The organism is Salinibacterium sp. SWN1162, from assembly GCF_015864675.1.
Classification (GTDB): domain Bacteria; phylum Actinomycetota; class Actinomycetes; order Actinomycetales; family Microbacteriaceae; genus Rhodoglobus.
On sequence record NZ_JADYWT010000003.1, the window covers coordinates 158181 to 169641 of the forward strand.

Sequence of the window (11461 nt, forward strand, 5' to 3'; positions counted from 1 at the left end):
GCATGAACAATCTCACTGTCCCCTGCTCGACACTGCGGCTGCGCCACTATCGCGCCGCCGCAGTGTTCGTTGCAGCCGCTCTTGCTCTGACGGCGTGCACGGGCGCTGAGCCGCTGCTATCGCCCACCTCCGCGGCGTCACCCGCTGCCTCTCCTCCGGCCGCGCCCGCGGCGAACGCCGACACCCTCACGTGGGGAATGGATGCTACGACGCCCGATAGCTCGTGGCAGAAGCCGGCGCTCGGTGCAGTGACGTCGGATCCGGTCTATGGCACGACGATTCAGCGCGTCACCTCGGCGGAAGGCACGCGCTTTGACCGCAACAGCTACAGCCGCCGCCAGGCCGAGAACGCCGACGGCTCGATGTTCTTTACGTACCACGGTGATGCCGAGTACCACGTGTACTCCACCATCGACGCGGCCCTTATCAGCGCCCTCGAAATTCACCCGGATGCCGAGCCACAGTGGCATCCGACCGATCCCCGTCGTATTCGCTACCTAGCCGGCCCCAACTCGTCCGAAGGTGATCTCACCCTTTTCGAACTCGACGTGACGACCGGCAAATCGACGGTCATCGCCGACCTCACCGCCCCGATCACCGCGGCATTCCCGGGCGCTGATTACATGAAAGACCGCAGCGAGGGCTCTCCGAGCAGTGACGGAAACCGGTATGCCTGGATTGTCTACAACGCGGCGGAGGAACCGCTCGGCATGGTCAGCTACGACCTCGCCTCCAACTCGGTGCTCGGCACCAGTAAGCTCCCCGCCGACACAGACTGGGTAAGCGCCTCCCCCACCGGAAAATACGTCGTGGCCTCCGCCGAGTCTGGTACCTATGTCTATGACGCCGATCTCACCCATCAACGCCTGCTGACCGAGGCTAGCGAGCACAGCGACATCGCGCTCTCAGCAGACGGCCGGGATGCCTACGTCTACATCGATTTCAATTCCGCGAGCGAAACAGCGGGCTTCTTGACCTCGGTCGACATGGACTCGCTCAAGCGCACCACGCTCTTCGATGCCTACGACGATGCCAACACCTCCATGCACATCTCCGGCAAAGGCTACGACAAGCCGGGCTGGGTGGTGGTCTCCACCTACAACTGCAACGCCGAGGGCGCGTGGACGTGCGAAAAGGTAATGGCCATCGAGCTCGACGGCGGCCGCATCCTCAACCTCGCCCACACCTACAACTGCGGTGAGGACTACTGGACCGAAACTCACGCCGTCGTCAATAGATCGTTCACCCACGTGTATTTCAACTCCGACGGTGGCTCGTGCGGCATGGACGCCGAGGTGTACCGCATCGACGTTCCCGCCTTCGACTAGCCGGCCCACGCCCGGCACGCGAAACGGCCGGCTTCCCCGAGGGGATGCCGGCCGTTCGTCATGCAGGATGGTGCGGTCTCTAGCGCTGAGGCCAGTCCCGCGCCGCAGGGCCCACGTACAGCTGCTGCGGGCGACCGATCTTGGTCTTGGGGTCTTCGTTCATCTCGCGCCAGTTGGCGATCCAGCCCGGCAGTCGACCAATAGCGAAGAGCACGGTGAACATACGCGGCGGGAAGCCCATTGCCTTATAGATGACGCCAGTGTAGAAGTCGACGTTGGGGTACAGCTTGCGCTCGATGAAGTAGTCATCGGCCAAAGCGACCTCTTCGAGTTCACGAGCGATGTCGAGCAGCGGGTCGCTGATGCCGAGGTCGGCAAGCACCTCATCCGCACTCTCTTTCACCAAGCGGGCGCGCGGGTCGAAGCTCTTGTACACGCGGTGCCCGAAGCCCATCAGGCGTACGCCGTCTTCTTTGCGCTTTACGCGGTCAACGAATTTTTGAACGCCGTCGCCCGATTCCTGGATCTCGCCCAGCATCTTGAGTACGGCTTCGTTGGCGCCACCGTGAAGCGGGCCGTAGAGAGCGTTGATTCCGGCGGAAATCGAGGCGAAAATGTTCGCTTCGGTGGAGCCGACGAGGCGCACCGTGGAGGTGGAGGCATTCTGCTCGTGGTCTTCGTGCAAGATGAGGAGGCGATCGAGTGCCTTACTCAACACAGGGTTGACTTGGTATTCCTCGGCCATGTTGCCGAAGTTGAGCTTCAAGAAGTTGTCGACGAAACTCATCGAGTTGTCGGGGTAGAGCAGTGCCTGACCGAGCGACTTCTTGTGAGCGTACGCCGCGATAACCGGCAGCTTTGCCAGCAAGCGAATGGTTGAGATTTCGACCTGCTCCGGGTCGCGCACATCGTGCGAGTCTTCGTAGTACGTCGAGAGCGCCGACACCGCGCTTGAAAGCACCGACATGGGGTGCGCGCTATGCGGAAGGGCGTCGAAGAATCGACGGAGGTCTTCGTGCAGCAGAGTGTGGCGACGAATCTTTTCGTCGAACTCTTCCAACTGCGATTTCGACGGCAGCTCACCGTAGATCAGCAGCCAGGCAACCTCGAGATACGTCGAGTTTGCCGCAACGTCTTCGATCGCATAACCGCGATAGCGCAGGATGCCGCGGTCTCCATCGATATAGGTGATCTCGCTGCGGGTCGACGCAGTGTTCACAAATCCTTGATCAAGCGCCGTGTAACCGGTCTGCTTCATAAAGGTGGAGATATCGATGCTGTTGTGACCATCGACCCCACGGATAATGGGAAATTCAGCAGCACCGCCCGGAAAATGGAGGGTGGCCTTCTCTGGGTCTTGAGGGGCTTCATTCACCGCTACAGCCTACAAGGCTTAGATAGCCACTGTCACACCCACCAACCGAACGACGAGGCTTTTAGAGGTCAAACACAAGGCCTCAGCCGATTAGTGCACTTAAGCGAGCAACTCGAGGCGTGCGACAGCATCGGCGATCGTCGCGTCACTCGCCGTGAGCGCGATCCGCACATGGTGAGGTGGTGTTTCGCCGTAGAAGGAGCCCGGAACAACGAGGATGCCGGCCTGAGCCAGATCGCCGACCGTCTGCCACGAGTCCTCATTCTTTGTGGCCCACAAGTAGAGCCCCGCAACGCTGTCGTCAACGCGGAACCCGGCGCGCTCAAGAGCGGGAAGCAACTTCGCACGACGGGCGCGATAGAGCTCGCGTTGCTGCGCAACGTGGGCCTCGTCCTTGAGCGCGGTAACCATCGCCGCCTGCACGGGGCCGGGAACGATGAGTCCGGCGTGCTTACGCACCTCGAGAAGTTCAGCGATCAGCTGCGAGCATCCGGCCACGAACGCAGCACGGTAGCCGGCGAGGTTCGATTGCTTGCTGAGCGAATATACGGCCAGAACCGACGAGCGATCGTCGCCAATGACCTCGGGGTCAAGAATGGAGGGAGTCGGGTCAACGCCGTTCCAGTTGAGCTCGGCGTAGCACTCGTCTGAAGCGATAACCGCACCAAGCTCGCGAGCGCGCGCTACCGCAGCGCGCAGTTGCTCGACATCGAGCACGCGGCCGTCGGGGTTACCCGGGCTGTTGAGCCACACCAGCGCCGTGTTCTCGGGCCACTCGGCAGGCTCGTCAGAGGCAATTGCCGTAGCACCAACCATGGCAGCGCCGATGGCGTAGGTCGGGTATGCAACCGAAGGATGAACGACCACGTCGTCTTTGCCCAGGCCGAGTAGCAGCGGCAGTAGCGCCACGAGTTCTTTTGAACCAACCGTGGGAAGAACGTGGTCAACGGTGAGCCCGGTCACGCCACGGCGTCGCTCGAACCAGTCGACGATGGCTTCACGCAGCTGAACGGTACCGGTTGTCGTGGGATAGGCGTGGGCATCCGTCGCCGTCGCCAAGCTTTCGCGAATAACGTCGGGAGTCGGGTCTACGGGCGACCCGACGGAGAGATCGACGATCCCATCGGGATGCGTACGCGCGATGGTGCCGAAGGGCACAAGGGAATCCCACGGGAAGTCGGGAAGAACCAACGGCGTGCGCGTCATTAGTCGGAGGACCCGCCACCCTCGGGAAGAGCAACGATGAGAGCGTGATCCAGAGGAAGCACCCCGACCTTCGCTGCGCCGCCGGGCGAAGAATTTTCTAGGAGGTCGAAGAATTCGACGTTCGCCTTGTAGTAGTCGGCCCACTTATCAGGCAGATCGTCTTCGTAGTAGATGGCTTCGACCGGGCAGACAGGCTCGCAGGCGCCGCAGTCAACGCACTCATCCGGGTGGATGTAGAGCATGCGGTCGCCCTCGTAGATGCAGTCAACAGGGCATTCGTCTACGCACGCGCGATCCTTGAGATCGACACAGGGCTGAGCGATGACATATGTCACGAGATATCCGCACCTTTCACGGGAGAGTTCAATTCAATGTTAGCGCGGCTCGCCGATGAAACCTGACGGTTGACCCGAGGCCAGCCCACCACAATGAGCACGACGAGCACGGGCGCAAAGGTCCAGACGTACCCCGCGGTGTTGGCCGGAATCAGGATCGTTCCTCCCGGCATGACGCTGGCGAGCACCGCTGACATGACCAAGACGCCGAGTGAAGCGAAGCCAGCAGCCACTCGAGTGTCGTAAATAAGGCGCAAACCAAGAATTAACGCCGTGACGAGAGTGACGGAGACGACAACTCCCCACGGGATGCGCACATCGCCGAGGGCGAAGGTTGATTGATGCACCGCGGTCAACACGACTCCAACGAGAGCGCCCAGCACGAGGGAAACCAGCGCCAGAATTACGCGCTCACCACGACTTCGTTCGCCGATGACCAGTTCGCGGCGACGCAACCGACGCAAATACTCCACGGGCGTCGAGATGCTTTCGCCTACCGGAATCTCATTGCGGTAGATCTCGGTGGCGCGCCGCTTGAACGCCAACGCTGTTGCCGACGACACCGCAACGCCCCGATCAACAGGAACAGCGGATGCCGTATAGAAAGGAACCCCCGCAAGCTCGGTAGCGAGAGCAGTGGCCTCGTGCACGAGCAGCGCTTCGTCGCCGCGCGCCGTTCCACTGGACTCTTTGGCGTAGCTGACAACGACATCCGGCTTCAGCGCGGTGATCGCTGCGGCGATGTCGGAGGCGAGAGCGCGGGCGTCGAGGGTACGAAACTGACGCCCGTTATCTTCACGCAGGATGTGGTGAGCGGTGATACCCAAAATCTCGCGCACGATGTCATCGACAGACGCCGCGGGCTCTTCTGAAACCGCGGAGGCATCATTGTCGGCGGTGGCGGTGGCGGGTGCCGACGCAAACGCGTTCTCGGCCGTCACGGTCGGGACACCGCCGATGGCGGGGCTCGCCGCGATGGCGGCGGTCGCGTTGTTGCTGCAACTGAGCACTATGAGCTCAGTGCCGCGCTGAACGAGTGTCGCGATGGTGGCCCCGAAAACATAGGCTTCATCTTCTGGGCGCGCAGCGATAACCAGCACCCGCTGTGCACGATCTTTCACGGCCGTTCCTCCACCATTCTTTCTGCAGTAAACAGAATAGACACAGGTAGCCCGATTACGGTTGATTAGGTTAGGCTTACCAATCCACCCAAAACTTCGATTGACAAGAGAGTTCCGTGCTCGCAAACTTCCTGATCGGCCTGCGAGAAGGCCTCGAAGCTGCACTTGTTGTGGGCATTCTTATCGCGTACGTTCACAAGATCGACCGCCGCGACGTTCTCCCCCGCATCTGGCTCGGTGTCGGCATCGCTATTGTCCTCTCCCTCGGGCTTGGCGCGAGCCTGACCTTCGGCGCCTACGGCCTTTCCTTTCAGGCAAAAGAGCTGATCGGCGGCATCCTCTCGATCATCGCGACCGCTTTTGTCACGTGGATGATCTTCTGGATGCTTCGCGCCGCCCGCGGTCTCGGCCGCGAATTGCGCAGTGAAGTCGACTCGCACCTTACGGGTGCCGGTTGGGGCCTCGTCCTCGTGGCCTTCCTCGCCGTAGGCCGCGAAGGAATCGAAACTGCTCTCTTCATTTGGGCCGCCGTTCAAGCCAGCGGGTCCACCACGCTCCCCCTCACCGGAGCAGCCCTTGGTATTGCCGCCGCGATCGTGCTCGGCTACCTCATGTATCGCGGAGTGGTGAGCATCAACCTCACGCGCTTCTTTACCTGGACCGGCGCCATCCTGATCATCGTCGCCGCGGGAGTACTCTCCTACGGCGTTCACGATCTGCAAGAGGCGGGTGTCTTGCCCGGACTCAATGCTCTCGCTTTCGACGTCAGCGCGGTCATCCCGCCCGACAGCTGGTACGGAACGCTGCTCAAGGGCGTCTTCAACTTCTCGCCCGCCACCACGTGGTTCGAAGCGGGTATCTGGTCGGCCTATGTCGGCACTGTTATGACGATTTTCATCCGTACTGTTCGCGGCAACGCTCGCGCAGACAAGTCCTTCGTTCCCGCTTCACCTCTCAGCACTCAAGGAGCCTGATGACCCCCCGCTCTTCCCGCGTCGGCTACGCCGCCGTCGCCACCGTTGCCGCTCTCGCCCTCACCGGCTGCGTTCCCAACAACGTCAGCACTACGGCATCCGGCAACACCATCAGCGTTGAGAGCAGTGCAACCGACTGCGCCGTGAGTTCGAGTGAGGCGCCCAGCGGCAACCTTGTGTTCTCCGTCACCAACTCCGGCGACCAGGTAACCGAGTTTTATTTGCTCGCGGATGACGGCTTACGCATCGTCGGTGAGGTCGAGAACATTGGGCCGGGAATCACTCGCGACCTCGTGGTCTTGGCGCAGCCTGGCGACTACTTCACCGTGTGCAAGCCGGGAATGGTCGGAGAAGGCCTCGGAACGACTGCGTTCACCGTGACAGACTCCGGCACCGACCTCGCCTTCAGCGGCGACATCGCCGCTCAGGTCGAGACGGCCAATGCCAACTACAAGAGCTACGTCAAAGACCAGATCGAAAATCTCGTAGTCGGTACCGAAGATTTCGCCGCCGCGTACATCGCCGGCGATGACGACACCGCCCGCTCGCTCTACGCCCCCACCCGCGTGTTTTGGGAACGCGTCGAAACCGTCGCCGAGTCCTTCGGAGATCTCGACCCGCGCATGGATTTGCGTGAAGCCGACCTCGAAGATGGCCAAGAGTGGACGGGCTGGCACGCCATCGAGAAAGATCTCTGGCCCGCGGATGCCGAAGCCGGCTTCGAAGCCTACGACCAGTCCAAGCGCGAGGCGCTAGCGTCGCAGCTCGTCGCCGACACCAACACGCTCTACGCCAATGTTCAGGAGCTCGAGTTCACGCTCGACCAACAGACGAACGGCGCCATTGGTCTTCTCGATGAGGTCGCCAGTGGCAAGGTCACGGGCGAAGAAGAATTCTGGTCGCACACCGACCTCTGGGATTTCCAAGCCAACATCGACGGCGCGCGCGTTCTCTATGACGGCGTTCGCGACATCCTCGTGGAGAAAGATGCCGACCTCGCCGCGACTCTCGATGAGGAGTTCGAACAACTGCAGGTCCTGCTCGACGCTCAAAAGGAAGGCGATGGTTTCCGCCTTTACACGGAGTTGTCCACGACTGAAATCCGCGCTTTCTCCGATCAGGTGAACGCCCTCGCCGAACCACTCTCTCGCCTCACCGCCGTTCTCGTTCTCTAAACGCAGTCGCGTCCATTCGCTCATCCGCCCATCCGCCCATCACTCACGAAAGTACCGCCATGCCAACAGATGACACCAAGGGACTCTCCCGCCGCGGCCTGCTCGGTCTCGCCGGCGCTGGAGTCGTCGGTGCTGGGCTCGGCGTCGGTGGTGCGTTCGCGATCGGGGGCGGCGGAGCGTCATCCACCAGCAACGATGTGGCATCGACGTACCCGTTTTTCGGCGACCACCAGTCGGGGATCATCACCCCGGCGCAGGATCGACTGCACTTTGCCGCGTTTGACGTCAACGACATCTCTCGCGACGAACTCATCGAGTTGCTGCGCGATTGGAGCTACGCCGCGGCACGGATGACGGCAGGCCAGGCTGCTGGCGAGTACGGCCCTGCCGGTGGCCCGTACGACGCTCCACCAGACGACACTGGCGAAGCTCTCGACCTTCCGCCCGGCGGCCTCACCATCACCTTCGGCTTCGGCCCCAGCCTGTTTGATGACCGCTTCGGCCTCGCTGGCAAGCGACCCTCAGCGCTCATTGACCTCCCTAAGTTTCCCAGCGACGCTCTGCTGCCCGAACTCGTCGGCGGTGACCTCTGTATCCAAGCCTGCAGCGACGACCCCCAGGTGGCTGTTCACGCTATTCGCAACCTGTCGCGGATCGCTTTCGGTCGCGCAACCCTGCGCTGGTCGCAACTCGGCTTCGGCCGCACGTCGTCCACGACGCAGGCTCAAAAGACGCCCCGCAACCTTTTCGGCTTCAAAGACGGCACCGCCAACCTCCGCGCCGAAGACACCGCCGGCGTCAACGAACACGTGTGGGCAGCATCCGGAGACGGAACAGCGTGGATGGCCGGCGGCTCGTACCTCGTCAGCCGCAAGATTCGCATGACCATCGAGACGTGGGACCGTACCTCGCTGCGCGAACAAGAGACGATCTTCGGTCGGACCAAGGGCGAGGGTGCTCCCCTCAGCGGCGGCAGCGAGTTCACCGATCCCGATTTCAAGCAGACCGGTCGCGACGACGCGCCCCTGATCGATGACGCATCGCACGTGAAGCTCGCCCACCCTGACACTCATGGTGGCGCCCAGATTTTACGTCGCGGCTACAACTTCGTGGATGGCAATGACGAACTCGGCCGCCTCAACGCTGGGCTCTTCTTCATCAGCTTCCAGCGCGATCCCGAGAAGCAGTTCGTGCCAATTCAGCTCGCCCTCTCGCGCAACGACCTCATGAACGAGTACGTCCGCTACGTCGGCTCGGCGATCTTTGCCGTACCTCCCGGGGCATCAACATCGAGCTTCATTGGCGCGGGAATGTTCGACCTCGCCTAAGCGACGTTGTTAGTTGGCGGTGCCTGCCGGCGCTACCGTGTAATTCGCGGTGTACCCGTCGTCGGTGCTCGCGACAATTACGGCCACGTTCCAGTCGTCACTCGAAAAAATCACCGAGCCCACACCATCGGAACCGCTTGCTTGCACCTGCGATTCGTAGCCGGCAGCCGCAAAATCGTCCTCGATAGCATCGAGTGGCGACTCCGCACCGGTAGCGATGGTGATGTTGTACCCGCGGCTGTCGCCTTCTCCCGCGGCGATCGCAAACTGCACGTCCCCCTCGGTCAAAGGAACGGTACTGGGGAAGCCTTCCGGAATCTCCGTGCCGCCCAGGCTGAGGTTGCCGCCGGTGGCCTGTTCCACGATGCCGCCGATAGGGTTCTCCCCCGAGCAGCCCGCCAGTGCCGGCGTCGCCGCCAGAGCGAGAACGAGGGCTACGGATGCGCTAACACTGTGGCGTGCGCTCAACATGACAACTCCAGAAAACGACGAGATGGTTACGGCCGCACGGGTCGTTAACCAACGATGCAGCCACGATCAAATGACCGTGGCTGCATCGTACTCCGTGCAGATTGCTGGCTCATGTGAGCCCGCTGCGAGAGTGAGGTTAGGCGTTCTGCTTCTTCATGCGCGACGTGCTGCGAGCGCGAGCGTTGGCATCGAGCTCTACCTTGCGGATGCGCACGAACTCAGGAGTTACCTCAACGCACTCGTCTTCGCGAGCGAATTCGAGGCATTCTTCCAACGTCAGCTTGCGCGAGGGAGTCATACGCTCGAACGAGTCCGAGGTCGACTGGCGCATGTTGGTGAGCTGCTTTTCCTTGGTGATGTTGACGTCCATGTCGTCAGCGCGCGAGTTCTCGCCAACAACCATTCCTTCGTAGACCTCTTGCGTGGGCTCAACGAAGAACGACATGCGCTCCTGCAGAGCAACCATCGCGAACGGGGTAGCGGCACCAGCACGGTCGGCAACAATCGAACCGTTGACGCGGGTGAGGATTTCGCCAGCCCACGCCTCGTAGCCGTGCGAGACGGCGTTGGCGATTCCAGCACCGCGGGTGATGGTCATGAACTCGGTGCGGAAACCGATGAGACCACGCGAAGGAACGATGAATTCCATGCGAACCCAGCCGGTACCGTGGTTTGCCATACCTTCCATGCGACCCTTACGAGCAGCTAGGAGCTGAGTGATAGCGCCGAGGTACTCCTCGGGAGCATCGATCGTGAGGTGCTCGAAGGGCTCGTGAACCTTGCCGTCAACCTTCTTGATAACAACCTGCGGCTTGCCGACAGTGAGTTCGAAGCCTTCGCGACGCATCTGCTCAACGAGGATGGCGAGAGCGAGCTCTCCACGACCCTGGACTTCCCAGGCATCCGGGCGTCCGATGTCGACGAGCTTCAGCGAAACGTTACCGACAAGTTCGCGGTCGAGACGGTCCTTGACCATACGTGCGGTGAGCTTGTGGCCCTTGACCTTGCCGATAACCGGCGAGGTGTTGGTTCCGATAGTCATCGAGATCGCGGGATCGTCAACCGTGATGGTCGGCAACGGGCGAACGTCGTTGGGGTCACAGAGCGTTTCACCGATGAAGATGTCTTCAAAGCCAGCAACAGCAACAATGTCGCCGGGGCCCGCACTTTCGGCCGGGTAACGGTCGAGAGCCTTTGTGATCATGAGCTCGGTTACGCGAACGTTTGCGACGCTTCCATCGTGCTTGACCCAGGCGACGGTCTGACCCTTTTTGATCGTGCCGTTGAAGACACGAAGGAGGGCGAGGCGACCGAGGAAGGGCGAGGAGTCAAGGTTGGTGACCCACGCTTGCAGGGGGTGCTCGTCGTCGTATGAGGGAGCAGGAACGTGCTTGAGGATCGCGTCGAACAGCGGCTCAAGGTCATCGTTGTCGGGCAGCGCGCCGTTGTCGGGCTTGTTCCAGCTTGCAGCGCCGTTACGGCCCGAAGCGTAGACAACAGGAACGTCAAGAATGGCGTCCAAGTCAAGGTCGGGAACGTCATCCGCCATGTCGCTAGCAAGGCCAAGAAGAAGGTCCTGGCTCTCGGCAACAACCTCGTCGATGCGAGCATCGGGACGGTCGGTCTTGTTGACCAAGAGGATCACGGGCAGCTTGGCTTCGAGTGCCTTACGGAGAACGAAGCGGGTCTGCGGAAGCGGGCCCTCACTGGCGTCAACCAGCAGCACAACGCCGTCAACCATGCTGAGTCCACGCTCAACCTCGCCACCGAAGTCGGCGTGGCCCGGGGTGTCAATCACGTTGATCGTGATGGGACCCTCAGTGGCGAACTTACCGTTGTAGGAGATCGCGGTGTTCTTCGCGAGAATCGTAATTCCCTTTTCGCGCTCAAGCTCGTTCGAGTCCATTGCGCGCTCTTCGAGGTGCGCGTGCGCTTCGAAGGAGTTCGTCTGGCGAAGCATCGCGTCAACGAGAGTCGTCTTTCCGTGGTCAACGTGGGCAACGATTGCTACGTTGCGCAAGTCGCTGCGAGTGGCCATAGCCATAGCAATATTCCTTAATTCATTGGAGGCTGTGCGGACTTTCACCGCAGTCGCTGCACAGAAAGTCTCGGCAGCAGATCGGCGGCCGAATGCCACCGGGGTAAGAT

Annotated in this window: 10 protein-coding genes; 4 read left to right on the forward strand and 6 right to left on the reverse strand. The window is 61.4% G+C overall.

The window, feature by feature from the left end; genetic code table 11:
* Positions 1–2: 2 nt before the first annotated feature.
* On the forward strand, positions 3–1328 hold the full coding sequence (locus I6E58_RS12135) for a hypothetical protein (protein ID WP_197134046.1): 1326 nt from the start codon (positions 3–5) through the stop codon (positions 1326–1328).
* Positions 1329–1407: 79 nt separating this feature from the next.
* Here I6E58_RS12135 and I6E58_RS12140 read toward each other — a convergent pair whose 3' ends face one another.
* From I6E58_RS12140 to I6E58_RS12155, 4 genes are all read right to left on the reverse strand, one after another.
* Positions 1408–2703 carry a citrate synthase gene (locus I6E58_RS12140; RefSeq protein ID WP_197134049.1) on the reverse strand — a complete coding sequence of 432 codons (1296 nt, stop codon included), beginning with the start codon at positions 2701–2703 and terminating at the stop codon, positions 1408–1410.
* A 99-nt stretch (positions 2704–2802) separates the two neighbouring features.
* Complete coding sequence (gene dapC / locus I6E58_RS12145; protein WP_197134052.1) at positions 2803–3909, reverse strand: succinyldiaminopimelate transaminase; 1107 nt, start codon at positions 3907–3909, stop codon at positions 2803–2805.
* Positions 3909–4244 carry a ferredoxin gene (fdxA, locus tag I6E58_RS12150; protein WP_129073315.1) on the reverse strand — a complete coding sequence of 112 codons (336 nt, stop codon included), beginning with the start codon at positions 4242–4244 and terminating at the stop codon, positions 3909–3911. The genes dapC and fdxA overlap by 1 nt, the downstream gene beginning before the upstream one ends.
* Entirely contained in the window at positions 4241–5365 is a 1125-nt protein-coding gene (locus tag I6E58_RS12155) for a PIG-L family deacetylase (protein ID WP_197134055.1), read from the reverse strand. The genes fdxA and I6E58_RS12155 overlap by 4 nt, the downstream gene beginning before the upstream one ends.
* A 116-nt stretch (positions 5366–5481) precedes the next feature.
* Here I6E58_RS12155 and efeU point away from each other — a divergent pair, with 116 nt between their 5' ends.
* The 3 genes from efeU to efeB are packed head-to-tail and all read left to right on the forward strand — an operon-like array spanning position 5482 to position 8842.
* Entirely contained in the window at positions 5482–6339 is an 858-nt protein-coding gene (efeU, locus tag I6E58_RS12160; RefSeq protein ID WP_197134058.1) for an iron uptake transporter permease EfeU, read from the forward strand.
* Entirely contained in the window at positions 6339–7514 is a 1176-nt protein-coding gene (efeO, locus tag I6E58_RS12165) for an iron uptake system protein EfeO (RefSeq protein ID WP_197134061.1), read from the forward strand. Before efeU ends, efeO begins: the two co-directional genes overlap by 1 nt.
* Positions 7515–7573: 59 nt before the next feature.
* Complete coding sequence (gene efeB / locus I6E58_RS12170) at positions 7574–8842, forward strand: iron uptake transporter deferrochelatase/peroxidase subunit (protein WP_197134064.1); 1269 nt, start codon at positions 7574–7576, stop codon at positions 8840–8842.
* A gap of 9 nt (positions 8843–8851) precedes the next feature.
* On the opposite strand, the gene I6E58_RS12175 is transcribed toward efeB, so the two are convergent.
* Together I6E58_RS12175 and typA are read right to left on the reverse strand one after the other, a co-directional pair.
* Entirely contained in the window at positions 8852–9313 is a 462-nt protein-coding gene (locus I6E58_RS12175) for a hypothetical protein (RefSeq protein WP_197134067.1), read from the reverse strand.
* Between the two features lie 136 nt (positions 9314–9449).
* Entirely contained in the window at positions 9450–11357 is a 1908-nt protein-coding gene (gene typA, locus I6E58_RS12180) for a translational GTPase TypA (RefSeq protein WP_197134070.1), read from the reverse strand.
* Positions 11358–11461 lie beyond the last annotated feature (104 nt).